Origin of the sequence: Streptomyces sp. SAI-135, assembly GCF_029893805.1 — a bacterium.
In the GTDB taxonomy this organism is placed as follows: Bacteria; Actinomycetota; Actinomycetes; order Streptomycetales; family Streptomycetaceae; genus Streptomyces.
The window spans coordinates 7,290,422-7,307,268 of record NZ_JARXYP010000002.1 but is presented as its reverse complement, the minus strand read 5'-3'; the positions used below and the strand labels follow the sequence as shown (position 1 = coordinate 7,307,268).

Here is a 16,847-nt window from a genome sequence, read left to right as displayed (position 1 = left end):
GGCGTCAGCCCTGTGGACAACTCCCGCGCTACTCCCCCCGTAGTAGTCGCCGGCCCGGCCCGCGCTCCCGGACGCAGCGCCAACTCCCTTCGGCCGTACGACGACCGGGCCCGGGCCGGAGGCGCACGCTGCTGTGCATGTCCACAACCTTCCGTCACACCCGGCCCCCGTCGCCCAAGGCCGCCACCGGCCGCACCGCCGAGGTCTACGAGCAGTTGTCCCGGGACTTCGGCATCGACGAACCCGCCACCTTCGTGGTCCTCTCCTCCGCGCCGGAGCTCCTCGCCCCCGCGTGGGCGCTGATGCGCGAGTCGCTGATCGCCGGCCCCGGCAGCCGCACCGGCAAGGAGCTGGCCGCGCTCGGGGTGTCCCTGGCCAACCGGTGCCCGTTCTGCGTGGACGCGCACACCATGCTGCTGCACGCCACCGGCGACCACGCGCTGGCCGAACGCGTCGCCCGGGGAGAGCGGCCACGGAACGAGGAGCACGCGCGCGTACTGGACTGGGGCAGGCACACCCGTGTGCCGGGCGGCCTCGGCGCGTCCCCGTACCCGTTCCCGCGCGACCACGCCCCCGGCTACCTCGGCACGGCGTTCGCCTTCCACTTCATCAACCGGATCGTGTCCGCCCTGCTCACCGAGAACCTGTTGCCGGGCAACGCCCAGCGCTTCAGGGCCGTCCGCAGCCTGGCGGGCCGTACGCTCGCCCGGACCGTACGCCGACCGGCCCGGCCGGGCGCGTCCCTCGACCTGCTCGACCTGCCCGACCCCGGCGAGGCTCCCGCGTGGGCGGACGGTGAGCCCGTCGGACTCGCCTACGCGGCGCTGCTGCGGGCGGCCATGGCGGGCGCCGGCCTCCTCGGCACCGACGACCAGGACCTCGTGGAGGAGACACTGCTGGACTGGGACGGGTCGCACCCGCCGCTCGACCTGAGCGGTTTCCCGGACCGGCGGGAGCGCCCCGGTGCGCGTCTGGTGCTGCTGGCCGCGCTCGCGCCGTACCGGATCACCGACGCGGACGTGGCGGCCTGGCGGCGGCCGGAGCACAGCGACCACTGTCTGGTGCACCTCGTGGCCTACGGGGCGTTCCTGGCCGTGGACCGCGTCGAATCGGCCCTGCACCGCCCCATCGCGCGGACATAAACGGACACATGACGCATCGACGGCGGGGCACAGTGACGGCCCCGGTACGGAGCGAGTTCACACTTCCACCCCACAGGCAGACATGTGAAACTGGCGTCCCGTCCGCAGTGCGGACTCGTCCGCACCGTCCGTCCCCCACGAAAAGTGCGCCGTGCGAACTCTTTCCCTGCCGCTCGCGCTCACCGCGCGCATCTCGCCCGTCGTCGTCCTCGCCGCGGCGGGCTGGGCGCTGACGTCGGGCCCGGCCACGACGCCGGCCCCCCAGAAGGAGTCGGCGCCGCAGTCCGCCGACGAGACCCCCTCGGGCGCGTCCACGGCGGCCGCCACTAAGCGGTACGCCGCCGCGCCCGCACCCTGCGGCAGCATCGGCGCGGCGACGATCAAGTCGCTGGTGCCGGGCGCCAAGACGGCCGGCAAGGAGATCCCCTCGACGGACGCGGCCCTGCGCCGGACCTGCTCCTGGAACGCGCTCAAGGGGTTCGACTACCGCTGGCTCGACGTGTCCTTCGAGATCACGGCGTCCGACGCGGCGGCCGCCAAGTCGTTCAAGGAGAACGTCGCCGAGAAGAGCGGCGGCGGGACCGTGCCCGGGGTCGGCGACGCGGGGTACTCGGTGGTGAACCTCACCACCGAGGACAAGCAGCAGACCCGCGAGGGCGTGGTCATGATCCAGGCGTCCAACGCGCTGGTGACCGTGACGTACAACGGCAGCGACTTCGAGTCGAAGAAGGCGCCCAGCACGGACGAGATCAACAAGGGCGCCATCAAGGCCGCCAAGGAGGCGGTGACGGCGCTGGAGAGCGGCCAGAAGGCCTGAGCCGGCGGAACCGGCCCGGACCCCGACCGCCCTCCACGCGCGCGTGAAGCGGGCCGTCAGGCCGCGATGCCCTCCTGCTCCCTGCCCCTGGGCAGCATCAGCGCGATGTACAGCAGCAGGGAGGCGCCGAGTCCCACCGCCCAGCCGTAGTCGGCCAGTGGCTTGAGGAACGGGATCAGTCCGTCGGTCGGGAACGGCCCGGTCTTCTTGCCGTCCGCACCCACCCCCGAGTACGAGCCGCCGACCGCGAGCAGTCCGCCGACGACGAAGGCGACGATCGCCCGCCAGTTCCAGCCGTTCACGTACCAGTAGCGCCCGCCGGGCGTGTAGAGGTCCGCGAGGTGCAGGACCGTGCGCCGGACGATCCAGTAGTCGGCGATGAGGATGCCCGCGACCGTGCCGAGCAGACCGCCGACCACGCCGAGCCAGGTGAAGATGTAGAACTCCGGCGTGGAGATCAGCTTCCACGGGAAGATCAGGATGCCGACGACACCCGTGATCAGCGCGCCCGTACGGAAGTTGATGAGCTTGGGGGCCAGGTTCGCCAGGTCGTACGCCGGTGAGACCACGTTGGCCGCGATGTTCACGGAGATGGTGGCGACCAGCACCACGATCAGCGCGAAGAGCAGACCGAAGGCGTTGTCCGTCTTGGCGGCCAGTGCGACCGGGTCCCAGATGGCCTCGCCGTACACGACCTCGGAGCCGGAGGTGACCAGCACGGCGAGGACCGCGAAGAGGGTCATCGTCGTGGGCAGCCCCAGGGACTGGCCCCAGGTCTGCGCCTTCTGGCTGGCGCCGAACCGGGTGAAGTCCGGGATGTTCAGGGACAGAGTGGCCCAGAAGCCGATCATGCCCATGAGGGACGGGAAGAAGACCGGCCAGAAGTCGGCGCCCCAGCCGAGCTTGGACGGCTGGTCGAGCAGCGCGCCGAAGCCGTCCGCCTTGACCGCGATCCAGACCAGCAGGACGAGTGCGCCGACGATCACGAAGGGTGCGGCCCAGTTCTCGAAGTGCCGCAGGAAGTCCATACCACGGTAGATGATCGCGATCTGGAGCGCCCAGAACAGCAGGAAGCAGAGCCACAGCGGCCAGGGGTTGCCCGCGATCTTGCCCGCGTCCTCCCAGTGGCCGCCGGTGAGCTTGGAGCCCAGCGCGAAGATGCCGCTGCCGCCGATCCAGGTCTGGATGCCGAACCAGCCGCAGGCCACGGCCGCCCGGATCAGCGCCGGGATGTTGGCGCCGCGCAGCCCGAAGGAGGCCCGGGCGAGGACCGGGAAGGGGATGCCGTACTTGGGCCCGGCGTGCCCGGTGGCCAGCATCGGCAGCAGCACGATGACGTTGGCCAGGGCGATCGTGAAGACGGCCTGCTTCCAGTCCATGCCGAGCGCGACGAGGCCGGAGGCCAGCGTCCAGCTGGGGATGCAGTGCGCCATGGAGATCCACAGGGCCGCGAAGTTGTACGTCGTCCACTTGCGCTCGGAGACCGGTACGGGACGCAGGTCCTCGTTGGCGAAGGGGCTGTCGGCGGGGAACGCCTCGGGGGCGAGCTCGACGCGGCCGCCGGAGGACTGCGGTATCGGGGACCCCGGGGGGAGTGTTTCGGTCATGGGCAGGCCAATCGATCAGGACGGGACGGGATGGGCCGTGCGGGGGCCTCGGGCGGGGCCGGGACGGGCGGGGAGGCCTCTCCCGGCCCCGCCACCCCTCCCCGGGACGGCGGGAAGGGGGGACAAGGAGTGGGGGGTCGGTCGAGCGGTGGGGTGATCCGGATCAGGAGCTGACGGCGGGGATGACGTCGGAGCCGTACGCGTCGATGGTCGCTTCCTGGGCGTCGTGCATGTCGTAGACGGCGAACTGGTCGACGCCCAGCTCGCGCAGCGCGTTCAGCTTCTCGATGTGCTTGTCGACCGGTCCGATGACGCAGAACCGGTCGACGATCTCGTCGGGCACGAACGCGGTGTCGGGGTTGTCGGCCCGCCCGTGGTGCGAGTAGTCGTACCCCTCACGCGCCTTGATGTAGTCGGTGAGCTCCTGGGGGACGAGCCCGCCACCGGAGCCGTACTTGGAGACCAGGTCGGCCACGTGGTTGCCGACCATCCCGCCGAACCAGCGGCACTGCTCGCGCGCGTGGGCGAGCGCCTCGGGCGAGTCGTCCTCGGTGACGTAGGCGGGGGCGGCCACGCAGATCTTCACGTCCGCCGGATCCCGGCCGGCGGCCTCGGCCGCGTCCTTGACGGCCTTCACCATGTACTCGGTCAGGTACAGGTCGGCCAGCTGGAGGATGAACCCGTCGGCCTCCTCACCGGTCATCTTCAGCGCCTTGGGGCCGTACGCCGCCATCCATACGGGGAGTTCGGCGCCCTCCTTGATCCACGGGAACCTGACCACCGTGCCGCCGAGGTCGGCCTCCTGGCCCGAGCCGAGCGCCCTGATGACCTTCATGGCCTGGCTGATGCGGGCCAGGGTGTTGGGGGTGCGCCCCGCGACGCGCATCGCGGAGTCGCCGCGGCCGATGCCGCAGACCGTGCGGTTGCCGAACATGTCGTTGAGGGTGGCGAAGGTGGAGGCGGTGACCTCCCAGGTGCGGGTGCCCGGGTTGGTGACCATCGGGCCGACCTTCAGCTTCGAGGTGTTCGCGAGGATCTGGCTGTAGATCACGAACGGCTCCTGCCAGAGCACGGCGGAGTCGAAGGTCCATCCGTAGGTGAAGCCGTTGCGTTCGGCCCGCTTCATCAGGCTGATGACCTTGGAGGCGGGCGGATCCGTCTGCAGGACGAGTCCGAAGTCCATGGGCGCCACTCCTAGTTGAGGTACTGACAGGTGGAGCGCGGGGTGTACGTGCCGTGCCCGGCGCGTCCGGTGTACTCCCGCTCGGTGATGACGGGTTCGCCGCGCGAGAGGACCGTCTCGACCCGGCCGGTGAGGCGCTTGCCCTCGTACGCCGAGTAGTCGACGTTCATGTGGTGGGTCTCGGCGGAGACGATCTGCTCGGCGTGCGGGTCGTAGATGACGACGTCGGCGTCGGCGCCCGGGGCGATGGTGCCCTTCTTCGGGTACATGCCGAACATCCGGGCCGGGGTGGCGCAGGCGATCTCGATCCAGCGGCGGCGGGTGATGTGCCCCTCGACGACGGCCTGGTGGAGCAGGTCCATGCGGTTCTCGACGCCGGGGAGACCGTTGGGGATCTTGGAGAAGTCGCCGCGGCCGAGTTCCTTCTGGCCCACGAAGCAGAAGGGGCAGTGGTCGGTGGAGACGACCTGGAGGTCGTTGGTCCGCAGCCCCTGCCACAGCTTGGCCTGGTGTTCTCGCGGCCGCAAAGGCGTGCTGCACACGTACTTCGCACCCTCGAAGCCGGGCTCGGCGAGGTTGTCCGTCGACAGGAACAGGTACTGCGGGCAGGTCTCGCCGAAAACGTTGAGCCCCTCGTCCCGCGCGCGTGCCAGCTCGGCCACTGCCTCCATGGCCGAGACGTGCACGACGTAGAGCGGGGCGCCCGCGACCTGCGCGAGCTTGATGGCGCGGTGGGTGGCCTCGGCCTCCAGGAGCGCCTTGCGCACCTCGCCGTGGTAGCGGGGGTCGGTCTCGCCGCGGGCCAGCGCCTGCTCGACCAGGACGTCGATCGCGATGCCGTTCTCGGCGTGCATCATGATCAGGCCGCCGTTCTCGGCAGAGCGCTGCATGGCGCGCAGGATCTGGCCGTCGTCGGAGTAGAAGACGCCGGGGTAGGCCATGAACTGCTTGAAGGAGGTGACCCCTTCCTCCACCAGCAGGTCCATCTCCTTGAGCGTCTCCTGGTTCACATCGGAGACGATCATGTGGAAGCCGTAGTCGATGGCGCAGTTGCCCTCGGCCTTGGCGTGCCAGGCGTCCAGGCCCTCGCGAAGGGAGTGCCCGACGCTCTGCACCGCGAAGTCCACGATCGTGGTCGTACCGCCCCAGGCGGCGGCGCGGGTGCCGGTCTCGAAGGTGTCGGAGGCGAAGGTGCCGCCGAAGGGCAGCTCCATGTGGGTGTGGGCGTCGACGCCACCGGGGATGACGTACTTCCCGGTGGCGTCGATCGTGCGGTCCGCGGTCCAGTTCTGGGTGCCGGGCACGGCGAGGGCGGCGATGCGGCCGTCCTCGATCAGCACGTCGGCGTGGATCTCGTCGGACGCGGTGATGACGAGGCCACCGCGGATGACGGTTCGGCTGCTCATGTTCCCTCTCCTGCCAGGGTGGTGGGTGCGGTCAGGGTGCGGTCAGCGGCGGGTACGCGTCCGGACGGCGGTCGCGGTAGAACTGCCAGCGGTCCCGCACCTCCCGCAGCTTGGCCATGTCCAGGTCGCGGACGACCAGTTCGGTCTCCTTGTCCGAGGCCACCTCGCCGACGAACTGGGCCTCCGGGTCGACGAAGTACGTCGTGCCGTAGAAGTCGTTGTCGCCCAGCTCCTCGACACCCACCCGGTTGATCGCACCGACGAAGTACTCGTTGGCGACCGCCGCAGCCGGCTGCTCCAGCTGCCAGAGGTACGCGGACAGTCCGCGTGAGGTGGCCGACGGGTTGAAGACGAGCTCGGCACCCGCGAGGCCGAGCGCCCGCCAGCCCTCCGGGAAGTGGCGGTCGTAGCAGATGTACACACCGATCCTGCCGACCCTGGTGTCGAAGACCGGCCAGCCCAGATTGCCGGGGCGAAAGTAGAACTTCTCCCAGAATCCGGGCACTTGGGGGATGTGGTGCTTGCGGTACTTGCCGAGGTACGAGCCGTCCGCGTCGATCACCGCGGCGGTGTTGTAGAGGACGCCGGGCTGCTCCTCCTCGTACATCGGAAGGATGAGGACGATGCCCAACTCCTCCGCGAGCGCCTGGAATCGCTGGACGATCGGGCCGTCCGGGATCTGCTCGGCGTACTCGTAGAACGCCTTGTCCTGGACCTGGCAGAAGTACGGCCCGTAGAACAGCTCCTGGAAGCACAGGACCTGCGCACCCTGCGCGGCCGCGTCCCGGGCCGCCTGCTCGTGCACCTGGATCATCGACTCCTTGTCGCCCGTCCACGCGGTCTGGAAGAGGGCGGCGCGAATCACTCTGCTCATCGGGACCTCCGGTCGCTCGGTGTGCGAGAAGGCTAGGAAGTCCGAAAGCGGGCTTTGAGTTGCAGCGTGTCACGTCTGCGGGGCCCGGGCGTGCCACGGTGTCACCCTGTCGTGCGCCCATGTTTCACCGCCGTTTTCCCAGGTCGTAGCGTGTTTCAGCTTTGTTGCGCGTCGTGCGCGAGGAGTGCGATGTGCACGGAGGCGGCCTGCTCGAAGTCGTCGAGGTCGACGCCGAGCCGGCTCTGGATCGCTTCCAGCCGCCGGTAGAGCGCGGGGCGGGAGACGTGGTGGAGCTGGGCGGTGCGGGACTTGTTGCGGCCGGTGGCGAGGTAGGTGCGCAGCACCGCCAGCAGGTCGTCCCCCGCCCCGCACAGCAGTCCCTCCAGCTCGCGCTCGGCGAAGGACTGCACATGCGGGTCGTCGCGCAACAGCCGTATCAGACCGCGCAGATGGACGTCCTTGAGGCGGACGACGGCGGGCAGGTCGAGGGCTCCGGAGGCGACCGCGTCCGCGACGTGCCGGGCCTCACGCATACCGGCGGGGACGTCGTCCCAGGCGGTGCGCGGGTCCGCGGCCGCCACGACCGTCCGGTTCAGCCGCGTTGCGAAGTTGGCCGTGAGCACGGCGGCGTCCTGGTCCCGGGCCAGGCTCAACAGGACGGCGGTGGCCCCGTCGGCGAGTTCGGCGACGATGCCGGGCAGCCCCAACAGCCGGAGCACCCGGTCCAGTTCGGCAGGATCGCCGTCGCGCACGACGAGCGGGACGAAGGTGCGGCGGTTGACGGGCAGTCCGGCCGCCCGTGCGCGGGGCAGCAGCTGCCGTGCCGGTACGACCCCGCTGACCAGGTCGGTGAGCAGGCTCTGCGCGGACTGCTCCTCCCAGGTGTGGGCGGAGGTGCCGCCGAGCATGCGGTGCAGGACGAGGGACTCGGCGGCGCGGTCGGCGAGCAGTCGTCCCGTGGCGGTGTCCCCGCGGTAGCCGCACAGCATGATCTGGCCCCAGCGCTCCCCGCGCCCGCCGAGTTCGGCCCGGATCCAGCCGTCGCCCTCGCTGCCTCCCCCAGTGCCTGAACGGCCTGGGCGGTGCCCCCATGCCTGGCGGGCGATGCGCTCCCAGTCGCGCAGCACGTCGTCGACGGCGGACCGCTCCCCCGCCGTGGCGAGGACGCGGTGCGCGAGGTTGGTGACGACCACGGGACAGCCGCTGTGGTGAGCGATCTCGTCCAGCAGGCGCTGGAGCGGAGCGCCCGCGGTGATGAGTCCGGTGAGGGCGGTGCGCACGGCCTCGGACATGCTGACGGCGGCGAACTTCCGCCGCACCAGACGGGCCTGGACCTCCTCCGTCAACTCCACGAAGGGGAACGGCCGGTGCAGGACCACCATGGGCAGGCCGCACCGCTCCGCGGCCCGGCGCATCACGTCCGGCGGGGCCGGGAAGGCTCTGCCGAGGCCGAGGACCACGGCCGCGGCCTCCGCGCGGTGCAGGGACCGGATGTACTCGGCCTGCTTGTCGTCGTCACCAGCCAGCAGCACACCGGTGGTGAGGACCATCTCGCCGCCGCTGAGCATCACGCCGACGTCGGCGGCCTCGGCCACGTGCACCCAGCGCACGGCCCGGTCGAGCTGATCGGCACCGGCCACCACCTCGGGCTCCCCGGCCAGGACCCGCTCCAGCATGAGGACCTGACGGACCGACAGGGCCGGCGCCGCGGACTCCAGGGGCTCCAAGGTGGTGCTCATGACGGTGTTCCCTCGCTGTGGGCCTACTGGTTGGTGCTCCTCAGAGCGTGTTCGAGGATCGCGGCGCCCTCTTCGGCCTCCGCGACGGTCAGGGACAGGGGTGGGGCGATCCTGAGGGCGCTGGTGTTGTGCCCGCCGCCCTTGCCGAGCAGCAGCCCCTCGGCGCGGGCGGCTTCCAGCACGGCGGACGCGGCCTGCGGGTCGGCCTCGTCGGTGCCGGGCTTCACCAGCTCGACGCCGAGCATCAGCCCGCGCCCGCGCACCTCCCGTACGCCCGGGACCTGCGCGGCGACGGTCCGCAGCCGCTCGATCAGCAGTCCGCCGACGCGCCGGGCGTTGCCCTGGAGGTCGTGCTCCAGGAGGTACGACAGGTTCGCGAGGCCGGCCGCCATGGTGATCTGGGTGCCGCCGAAGGTCGAAATGCTGTTGGAGTCCAGGCAGTTCATGATCTCGGCGCGGGCCACGACCCCGCCGATGGACATGCCGTTGCCGATGCCCTTGGCGAAGGTGAGGATGTCCGGCGGCCCCGACTGCCCGTGCGCCTGCCAGCCCCAGAAGTGGTCGCCGGTGCGGCCCCAGCCGGTCTGCACCTCGTCCGCGATCCAGAGGATGCCCCGCTCCTGGAGCACCTCGCGGAAGGCCGCGTAGAGGCCGTCGGGCGGGGAGGTGAAGCCGCCGACGCCCTGGATCGGCTCGGCGATCAGGGCGGCGGGCGGGCGGGTGTGGCCGAGGATGTCCTTCAGGTCGTCGACGCAGGCCGCGATGAAGTCGTCGTCGCCGAGCGAGGCGTACGGGCCCCGGGTCCGGACGCCTCCGTGGACGTACAGCGTCTGGAGGGGGGACAGCGAGGTGGGCGACCAGCCGCGGTTGCCGGTGATGCCGACCGCGCTGAAGGAGCGGCCGTGGTAGCTGTTGCGCATCGCCAGGATCGTGTTGCTGCGGCGGTAGGCCGTGGCGAGCAGCAGGGCGGTGTCGTTGGCCTCGGTGCCGGAGGTGGTGAAGAAGACCCGGGCGTCCGGGATGCCGGACAACTGGGCGATGCGCTCGGCGAGTTCGACCATCGGCCGGTTCAGGTACAGGGTCGAGGAGTGAATGATCCGCCCGGCCTGTTCGCTGACCGCCTTGGTGATCTCGGGCAGGGCGTGCGCGGTCATCGTGGTGAGGATGCCGCCGAAGAAGTCGAGGTATTTGTTGCCCTCGGAGTCCCACACGTGCCGGCCCTCGCCGTGCGTGATCTCCAGCGGCTCCTCGTAGTAGAGGGCGAGCCAGTCGGGCAGCACCGCCCGGTGACGTCCCAGCAGGTCCTTGGTCACGGCTGCACCAGCCCTTCGTAGGCGTCGGGGCGGCGGTCGCGGTAGAAGGCCCACTGCTGCCGCACTTCCTCGATGAGGTCGAAGTCCAGGTCGCGGACGACCAGTTCCTCCTCCTTGTCGCTCGCCGTGTCCCCCACGAACTGGCCGCGCGGGTCGACGAAGTACGACGTGCCGTAGAAGTCGTTGTCGCCGTACTCCTCGACACCGACCCGGTTGATGGCCGCGACGAAGTACTCGTTGGCGACGGCGGCGGCGGGCTGCTCCAGGCGCCACAGGTAGGAGGACAGGCCCCGGTGGGTGGCCGACGGGTTGTAGACGAGCTGGGCGCCGTTGAGTCCCAACTGCCGCCAGCCCTCGGGGAAGTGGCGGTCGTAGCAGATGTAGACGCCGACCTTGCCGACGGCCGTGTCGAAGACGGGCCAGCCGAGGTTGCCGGGCTTGAAGTAGTACTTCTCCCAGAAGCCCTTGACCTGCGGGATGTGGTGTTTGCGGTACTTGCCGAGGACGCTGCCGTCGGCGTCGATCACGACCGCGGTGTTGTAGTAGAAGCCGGACTGCTCGACCTCGAACACCGGCACGACGACCACCATGCCGGTCTCCCGGGCGAGCTGCTGCATACGGGTGGTGGTGGGTCCGTCGGGCACCGGCTCGGCCCAGCGGTAGTGCTCCGGTTCCTGGACCTGGCAGAAGTAGGGGGCGTTGAACACTTCCTGGAACCCGATGATCTTCGCGCCCTGTCGGGCCGCCTCGCGGGCGTGCTCCTCGTGTTTCGCCACCATGGACTCGGTGTCGCCGGTCCAGGTGGCCTGGACCAGAGCGGCACGAACGACGTTGGCCATGAGCTGCTCCTTCGGCGGGGACGTCAGAGCCTCTACGCCCGTAGACACAGCCGTAGAGGGACGAACGTAAGCCTCCCGGGAAGGCTTGCCAAGACCATCGTCGTTAACCCGCGAAGTCGATCACGTTTCACACTCCAGTGGAGGAGTGACGTGCCCGGTCAACGGCTTGTGGAGGACCTGTCAGGCGGAGAATCCGGCCACCCGCAGGGCGTGCACCAGGTCCCAGTGCCGCTCGTCCGAGACACCTCGCGCCGCGGCAAGGAGCAGGGGCACGAGGGTTGCCGGGCCGGGCGCGGCGCTGCGGGCGGCCTCCTCGGGGGTGCGGACGCGGACGTAGGCGTCGAGGAGCGCGGTGACCTCACGCCGGCGGCCCTCGGCGACCAGTCCGAGCACGGCCGCGCCGATCTCACCGGCGGGGCGCGCGACCCCCTGCCGGAGCACCTGCTCCCCGTCCGCGCTCCGCCCGGCCGCGACCAGCGCGTCGGCCGCGGCCACCAGCCGGTCGGCGGGCAGCGATGCGGCCTCCCAGAGCAGGGTCGCCCAGTCGGCGCCGAGCCCGGCGTGCTGGAGCTCCGCCGCGAGCAGCGGGAAACGGTCGGCGGGCCAGTGGGCGACCTCGACGAGCAGGGCGTGCGCCTCGCCGGTACGCCCCTCCGAGCGCAGCCGCACCAGCGTCGCGACCGTCTCGGCGGTCTCCCGCCGCGCCGCCGCGTCCAGCGGCTCCGCCCGCTCCCGCGGGGCCGCCTCCGGTACTTCCGCGGCCCCGGCGAAACGGGCCCCGCGCGGCGCGCGCCCCTTGGCCACGGGCGCGCTCGGCAGATCGGGCACGGCAGAGGGGGGTACGACGACGGGGGCGCCGTCCTCCTCGGCCATACCGGCGAACCGGGCACCGCCTCGCCGACGCTTCCGCTTGGCCTCCGGCGGAGGCGGGGCGGTGGGGGCGGGCTGCTGCGGGGGCGTGCGATCGGGGTGTGTGTCCGGGGCGGGAGCGGTCCGCTGCTCCGGGGCCTGGTTCCGGTCCTGCGGGTACGGGGCCGGGGCTACGGGGTGCGGGCCCGGGGCTGCGGGGTGCGGGGCGGGAGAGGGCCACTGCTCCGAGGCCAGGTCCTGGTCCTGCGGATACGGGACCTGGGATGCGGGGTGCGCGGCGGGAGACCGCCACTGCGGTGCCGGACCGGTGGCCGGCGCTTCGGAGTGCGTGGCCGACCTGGCGTCGCGCTGTCGCGGCATCTCCGGGACCGGGGCGTGTCGGCCGTCGGCCTCGCGGACTCCGGCCTCGTGGGCGCCGGCCTCATGAGCGCCCGCCCCCCGCGCGCCCTCCTCGTGGCGGCCAACACCCCCCTCCCCGTGCGCCCCGGTGACCCCGAAACCGGCTCCGTCCGCGTCCCGCCCCCGTCGGACCGCCCATGCCTGGCCGTTCCTCGTGAGCCGGTCCAACTCGGCCATACGGGACCGGAGTTCGGCACAGCGTCGCACGGCGCGTTCGTGGTCGTCGCGGGCCCAGGCGAGGTCCAGGCGGATGGCGTCGGCCTCCTCCTGGGTGGTGGCGGCGGCGAGGCGGCGGCCCAGTTCGGCCTGGCGCTCCGCCGCGTAGCGCTGTTCGCGGAGCATGACGTCGAAGCGGTCACCGAGGGCGTCCCGGCCGCCGGGTCGGGCGTCGTGGGCGGTCTGGGCGGCGGCGTGCAGGGGGCGGGCCCGTTCCGCCTCGGCGTGGGCCGCCGCGGGGCCGTACACCGTGGCGTAGTCCTGGAGGAGCGCCTCGACCACGTCCCAGGGCGGCACCTCGCGGCCGTCGAGGCAGGCCTGCATACCGTCCGGGTCGCGCTGCCAGAACACCGCGCACCAACCCGCACCCTGGTCCAGACGCGCCAGCACACCGCTCAGGTAGGCCACGAACTCCCGCATCCGACCCGGGAGTTGATCCACTGCCATCGCTCAACTCCCGCTAGACCGGAGCACTCCGGTCCGTAAGGCAACACCAGCAGTGTTACGAACGGGCTACGGACAGTTTTCAAGAGCGCAGCAGGAGCCTCCCGGCGCACCTCCACCGTCGGGCGAACTCCCGTCACACACCCGCGAGCTCACACAGTCCGGCCAACTCGTCCATGGACAGTCCGAGCGCCCGGGCGAGCGCCGCCACCGTGAAGAACGCCGGGGTCGGGGCCCGTCCGGTCTCGATCTTGCGGAGGGTCTCCGGCGAGATCCCGGCACTCGCCGCGACCTCCGTCATGCTGCGGCCGCCGCGGGCCTCGCGCAGCAGCCGGCCGAGCCGCTCGCCGCGTTCGCGTTCTTCGGGAGTGAGAGGGGTGCGCACCATACCCCCATTCTAATACCGGTATAGTAATTGGCATGATGGAGCTGAAGACGAACACGTCGATCGAAGCCATGTACGAGGCGGGACAGGTGGTCGGGCGCGCCCTGACCGCCGTACGAGACGCCGCTGACGTGGGTGTTTCCCTGCTGGAGCTGGACGAGGTGGCGCGTGGGGTGCTGCGGGAGGCGGGGGCGTCCTCGCCGTTCCTCGGCTACCGGCCCACCTTCGCCACCACCCCGTTCCCCGCCGTCATCTGCGCCTCCGTGAACGACGCGGTCGTACACGGCATCCCGACCGGCTACCGGCTGCGTGACGGCGACCTCGTCTCGATCGACTGCGGTGCCCAACTCGGCGGCTGGGCCGGGGACTCGGCGATCAGTTTCACGGTGGGCACGCCTCACGCCGCCGACGTACGGCTGATCGAGACCGCGGAGCGGGCGCTGGCGGCCGGGATCGGGGCCGCGGTCGTGGGCAACCGCATCGGGGACATCGCCCACGCGATCGGCACGGTCTGCCGGGCGGGCGGCTACGGCATCATGGAGGACTTCGGCGGCCACGGCATCGGCCGCCGCATGCACGAGGACCCGCCGGTGCCCAACGAAGGGCGCCCGGGGCGCGGGCCGGCGCTGCGGCACGGCATGGTGCTCGCGATCGAGCCGATGCTCATCGCCGGCGGCACGGACGAGTACCACACGGCACCGGACGGCTGGACGCTGAAGACGAACGACGGCTCGCGCGCGGCACACGTCGAGCACACCGTGGCGATCACGGACGCCGGGCCGCGCGTGCTCACGGCGCGCTCAGTCAGCGCGCGTCCCTGATCATCGCGGGCGCGCGACACCCGACGGGCGCGACCGAGCAACCCCGCGCCCGCAAGGCCCTCGCGAGCCCGCGTTGCCCGGCGACCACTGAAAGTGCCCCGCTCCCCCATCCGTGCGAAGGTGTAACCGGCTGACACCCGGGTTACCCGGCCCCGGCACGTCGATCAGCGAGGGTGTCCCCGGCCCTCCCCCAGACCTCGAACGGGCTCAGCCCCCGGGGGGCGGGACCCCTGTGGGGATGCCGGATGGGAACGCCATGACCAGCGGATTCAGCGGACCGGAAAGCTACGACGCCTTCGGGGAGTTCCTCGCCCGATTCTTCGGCGGGCCGCGTCCCGGCCCCCGGCAGATCAACATCGGCCAGTTGCTGAGCCAGCCGGCCAGGGAGCTGGTGCGGGGCGCCGCGCAGTACGCCGCCGAGCACGGCAGCCGGGACCTGGACACCCAGCACCTGCTGCGGGCCGCCCTCACCGCCGAGCCGACCCGGACCCTGCTGAGCCGGGCCGGAGCCGACCCCGACTCCCTCGCCTCGGAGATCGACGAACGCTCCGGCCCCGTCCAGCACCAGCCCGAGGAGGCTCCGCCGCCCACCTCGCTGTCCCTCACCCCGGCCGCCAAGCGCGCCCTGCTCGACGCGCACGAGCTGGCCCGGGCCCGCGGCGCCGGCTACATCGGCCCCGAGCACGTGCTCAGCGCTCTGGCCGCGAACCCCGACTCGGCCGCCGGGCACATCCTCAACTCGGCCAGGTTCGCCCCCACCGGCCTGCCTCCCGAGGCGGCGCCGGACGCCGGGCAGCCGAGCGGTGAGGCACCGCGCGTCACCGGCACGCCCACCCTCGACAAGTACGGCCGCGATCTCACCGACCTGGCCCGCCAGGGCCGTATCGACCCGGTGATCGGGCGGGACGAGGAGATCGAGCAGACCATCGAGGTGCTGTCCCGGCGCGGCAAGAACAACCCGGTGCTCATCGGTGACGCCGGCGTCGGCAAGACCGCCATCGTGGAGGGTCTGGCCCAGCGGATCGTCGACGGTGACGTGCCCGACGTGCTGATCGGGCGCCGGGTGGTCGCCCTCGACCTGACCGGGGTGGTCGCGGGCACCCGCTACCGGGGCGACTTCGAGGAGCGCCTGACGAACATCGTGGGCGAGATCCGCGACAACTCCGACCGGCTGATCGTCTTCATCGACGAACTGCACACGGTCGTCGGCGCGGGCGGGGGCGGCGAGGGCGGCTCCATGGACGCCGGCAACATCCTCAAGCCCGCCCTGGCCCGCGGCGAGCTGCACATCGTGGGCGCGACCACGCTGGAGGAGTTCCGCAGGATCGAGAAGGACGCGGCCCTGGCCCGCCGCTTCCAGCCGATCCTGGTACCGGAGCCCACCCCGGCGGACGCGATCGAGATCCTGCGCGGGCTGCGCGACCGCTACGAGGCCCATCACCAGGTCCGCTACACCGACGAGGCGCTGGTGGCCGCCGTGGAGATGTCCGACCGCTACCTCACCGACCGCCGACTGCCCGACAAGGCGATCGACCTCATCGACCAGGCCGGGGCGCGCGTACGTCTGCGCGCACGGACCAAGGGGACCGACGTACGGGCCCTGGAGCGCGAGGTCGAGCAGCTGACCCGGGACAAGGACCAGGCGGTCGCCGACGAGCAGTACGAGCAGGCCACCCAACTCCGGGACCGCATCGCCGAGTTGAAGCAGCGCATCAGCGAGGCCGCCGGGGGCGACGAGGCCGACGAGGGTCAGCACCTGGAGGTCACCGCGGAGGCCGTCGCCCAGGTGGTGTCCCGGCTGACGGGCATTCCGGTCAGCAGCCTCACCCAGGAGGAGAAGGAACGTCTGCTCGGCCTGGAGGGACACCTGCACGAGCGGGTCGTGGGCCAGGACGAGGCCGTACGGGTCGTCTCGGACGCCGTCCTGCGCTCCCGGGCCGGCCTCGCGAGCCCGGACCGCCCGATCGGCAGCTTCCTCTTCCTCGGCCCGACCGGCGTCGGCAAGACCGAACTGGCCCGCGCCCTCGCCGAGTCCCTCTTCGGCAGCGAGGAGCGCATGGTCCGCCTGGACATGAGCGAGTACCAGGAGCGGCACACCGTCAGCCGACTGGTCGGCGCCCCGCCCGGATACGTCGGCCACGAGGAGGCGGGCCAGCTCACCGAGGTGGTCCGCAGGCACCCGTACTCGCTGCTCCTGCTGGACGAGGTGGAGAAGGCCCACCCGGACGTCTTCAACATCCTCCTCCAGGTCCTCGACGACGGACGGCTCACCGACTCCCAGGGCCGCACGGTCGACTTCACCAACACGGTGATCGTCATGACCAGCAACCTGGGCTCGGAGGCGATCACCCGCCGCGGCGCGGGCATCGGTTTCGGGCCGGGCGGCACGGACGAGGAGGCCCGCCGCGAGCAGATCCTGCGCCCCCTGCGGGACCACTTCCGCCCGGAGTTCCTGAACCGCATCGACGAGATCGTCGTCTTCCGCCAGCTGACGGGAGAGCAACTACGGGAGATCACCAAGCTGTTGCTGGAGAACACCCGCCGCCTGCTCCACGCCCAGGGCGTCACGGTCACCTTCACGGACAGCGCGGTGGACTGGCTCGCGGAACGCGGCTACCAACCGGAGTACGGCGCCCGCCCGCTGCGCCGCACGATCCATCGGGAGGTGGACAACCAGCTGTCCCGCCTGCTGCTGAACGGCACGATCACGGACGGCGGCCGGGTAACAGTGGACACAGGGCCGGACGGTCTGACGTTCACCGGGACTCCCTAGGGGCGCGGGGCTGTATCGA

13 protein-coding genes are annotated in these 16,847 nt (G+C 71.5%); 4 read left to right on the top strand and 9 right to left on the bottom strand.

Features of this window, described 5'->3' with window-relative positions; all coding sequences use genetic code 11:
- Nucleotides 1-137: 137 nt before the first annotated feature.
- The gene (locus M2163_RS37430) at nucleotides 138-1,142 is read left to right on the top strand and encodes a carboxymuconolactone decarboxylase family protein (protein WP_280848477.1); all 1,005 of its coding nucleotides are present in this window, start codon (nucleotides 138-140) and stop codon (nucleotides 1,140-1,142) included.
- Between the two features lie 151 nt (nucleotides 1,143-1,293).
- Nucleotides 1,294-1,959, top strand: a complete 666-nt coding sequence (locus M2163_RS37425; RefSeq protein WP_280896203.1) for a hypothetical protein — start codon at nucleotides 1,294-1,296, stop codon at nucleotides 1,957-1,959.
- Nucleotides 1,960-2,015: 56 nt separating this feature from the next.
- Here M2163_RS37425 and M2163_RS37420 read toward each other — a convergent pair whose 3' ends face one another.
- From M2163_RS37420 to M2163_RS37380, 9 genes are all read right to left on the bottom strand, one after another.
- A complete protein-coding gene (locus tag M2163_RS37420) occupies nucleotides 2,016-3,566 on the bottom strand; it encodes an NCS1 family nucleobase:cation symporter-1 (RefSeq protein WP_280896202.1) in 1,551 nt (516 codons plus the stop codon).
- 163 nt (nucleotides 3,567-3,729) lie between these two features.
- Complete coding sequence (locus tag M2163_RS37415; RefSeq protein WP_280848480.1) at nucleotides 3,730-4,749, bottom strand: TIGR03842 family LLM class F420-dependent oxidoreductase; 1,020 nt, start codon at nucleotides 4,747-4,749, stop codon at nucleotides 3,730-3,732.
- 11 nt (nucleotides 4,750-4,760) lie between these two features.
- The gene (hydA, locus tag M2163_RS37410; protein ID WP_280896201.1) at nucleotides 4,761-6,155 is read right to left on the bottom strand and encodes a dihydropyrimidinase; all 1,395 of its coding nucleotides are present in this window, start codon (nucleotides 6,153-6,155) and stop codon (nucleotides 4,761-4,763) included.
- A 31-nt stretch (nucleotides 6,156-6,186) separates the two neighbouring features.
- Nucleotides 6,187-7,029, bottom strand: coding sequence for a nitrilase-related carbon-nitrogen hydrolase (locus M2163_RS37405; RefSeq protein WP_280896200.1), 843 nt, complete (start codon nucleotides 7,027-7,029; stop codon nucleotides 6,187-6,189).
- A 155-nt stretch (nucleotides 7,030-7,184) separates the two neighbouring features.
- Complete coding sequence (locus tag M2163_RS37400) at nucleotides 7,185-8,768, bottom strand: PucR family transcriptional regulator (protein WP_280896199.1); 1,584 nt, start codon at nucleotides 8,766-8,768, stop codon at nucleotides 7,185-7,187.
- A 23-nt stretch (nucleotides 8,769-8,791) separates the two neighbouring features.
- Nucleotides 8,792-10,081, bottom strand: coding sequence for an aspartate aminotransferase family protein (locus M2163_RS37395; RefSeq protein ID WP_280896198.1), 1,290 nt, complete (start codon nucleotides 10,079-10,081; stop codon nucleotides 8,792-8,794).
- A complete protein-coding gene (locus M2163_RS37390) occupies nucleotides 10,078-10,920 on the bottom strand; it encodes a nitrilase-related carbon-nitrogen hydrolase (protein WP_280848485.1) in 843 nt (280 codons plus the stop codon). The genes M2163_RS37395 and M2163_RS37390 overlap by 4 nt, the downstream gene beginning before the upstream one ends.
- Nucleotides 10,921-11,100: 180 nt before the next feature.
- A complete protein-coding gene (locus tag M2163_RS37385) occupies nucleotides 11,101-12,852 on the bottom strand; it encodes a hypothetical protein (protein WP_280896197.1) in 1,752 nt (583 codons plus the stop codon).
- 133 nt (nucleotides 12,853-12,985) lie between these two features.
- Entirely contained in the window at nucleotides 12,986-13,237 is a 252-nt protein-coding gene (locus M2163_RS37380) for a helix-turn-helix transcriptional regulator (protein WP_280848487.1), read from the bottom strand.
- 32 nt (nucleotides 13,238-13,269) lie between these two features.
- Between M2163_RS37380 and map the strand changes: the two genes are divergently transcribed.
- Together map and M2163_RS37370 are read left to right on the top strand one after the other, a co-directional pair.
- Nucleotides 13,270-14,055: a type I methionyl aminopeptidase gene (map, locus tag M2163_RS37375; RefSeq protein WP_280896196.1), complete on the top strand. Its 786-nt coding sequence runs from the start codon at nucleotides 13,270-13,272 to the stop codon at nucleotides 14,053-14,055.
- Between the two features lie 256 nt (nucleotides 14,056-14,311).
- Nucleotides 14,312-16,828 (top strand): ATP-dependent Clp protease ATP-binding subunit, encoded by a 2,517-nt coding sequence (locus M2163_RS37370; RefSeq protein ID WP_280848489.1) that lies wholly within the window; start codon nucleotides 14,312-14,314, stop codon nucleotides 16,826-16,828.
- Nucleotides 16,829-16,847 lie beyond the last annotated feature (19 nt).

Coding starts and splice junctions, on each gene's coding strand:
- M2163_RS37385 (WP_280896197.1), bottom strand. CDS start 12,852: ATGGCAGTGGATCAACTCCCGGGTCGGATGCGGGAGTTCGTGGCCTAC.
- M2163_RS37390 (WP_280848485.1), bottom strand. CDS start 10,920: ATGGCCAACGTCGTTCGTGCCGCTCTGGTCCAGGCCACCTGGACCGGC.
- M2163_RS37370 (WP_280848489.1), top strand. CDS start 14,312: ATGACCAGCGGATTCAGCGGACCGGAAAGCTACGACGCCTTCGGGGAG.
- map (WP_280896196.1), top strand. CDS start 13,270: ATGATGGAGCTGAAGACGAACACGTCGATCGAAGCCATGTACGAGGCG.
- M2163_RS37405 (WP_280896200.1), bottom strand. CDS start 7,029: ATGAGCAGAGTGATTCGCGCCGCCCTCTTCCAGACCGCGTGGACGGGC.
- M2163_RS37420 (WP_280896202.1), bottom strand. CDS start 3,566: ATGACCGAAACACTCCCCCCGGGGTCCCCGATACCGCAGTCCTCCGGC.
- M2163_RS37415 (WP_280848480.1), bottom strand. CDS start 4,749: ATGGACTTCGGACTCGTCCTGCAGACGGATCCGCCCGCCTCCAAGGTC.
- M2163_RS37380 (WP_280848487.1), bottom strand. CDS start 13,237: ATGGTGCGCACCCCTCTCACTCCCGAAGAACGCGAACGCGGCGAGCGG.
- M2163_RS37400 (WP_280896199.1), bottom strand. CDS start 8,768: ATGAGCACCACCTTGGAGCCCCTGGAGTCCGCGGCGCCGGCCCTGTCG.
- hydA (WP_280896201.1), bottom strand. CDS start 6,155: ATGAGCAGCCGAACCGTCATCCGCGGTGGCCTCGTCATCACCGCGTCC.
- M2163_RS37430 (WP_280848477.1), top strand. CDS start 138: ATGTCCACAACCTTCCGTCACACCCGGCCCCCGTCGCCCAAGGCCGCC.